The sequence below is a fragment of the Streptosporangium carneum genome (assembly GCF_027922005.1).
GTDB classification, from domain to species: domain Bacteria; phylum Actinomycetota; class Actinomycetes; order Streptosporangiales; family Streptosporangiaceae; genus Streptosporangium; species Streptosporangium carneum.
Genome location: NZ_BSEV01000170.1, coordinates 1 through 521, shown reverse-complemented (window position 1 = coordinate 521; position 521 = coordinate 1). Strand labels below are relative to the sequence as shown.

Genomic DNA, 521 nt, shown 5'->3' with positions numbered 1-521 from the left:
CGCGCCTGGGGGGCGGCGCTGGGTCAGGAGCTGGGTTTCGACCGCGTCGAGGTCGAAGGATTCACCATGCCCTTCTGGGATCGCGACAGCCTGTCCATCACCATGACCGCTCCCTACGAGATGGAGCTCCACGGTACGGCGCTCGGCGGTTCCGGTTCCGGCTCCGTTCAGTCGGAGATCGTGTATTTCCGCACCGTCGACGATCTTGTAGCGGCCGAAGACGGTTCGCTGGAAGGCCGTATCGCCTTCATCGACGGCGACATCATGGTGCGCAGCCAGGTCGGCGCCGGCTACGGCCCGGCCAATCAGCGCCGCCGCATCGGCTGGCAGCATGCCGGGCGCGCCGGCGCTTCGGCCCTGGTCGTCCGCTCGGTCGGCTCGGACAGCCACCGTTTCCCGCACACCGGCATGATGAGCGATCTCGACGGGAGCTGGGCCGATATCCCGGTGATCGCCGTCTCCAATCCCGATGCCGATCATCTGCGCCGCCTCCACAACAACGGCGAGGCCATCAGCCTGAC

At 67.4% G+C, this 521-nt stretch carries 1 protein-coding gene; it reads left to right on the top strand.

The genetic code is table 11. The annotated features are described in order from the left end of the window. Positions 1 to 521, top strand: a 521-nt coding sequence (locus PKF00_RS45100) for a protease-associated domain-containing protein (RefSeq protein WP_271223812.1), incomplete at both ends; no start/stop codon positions are given.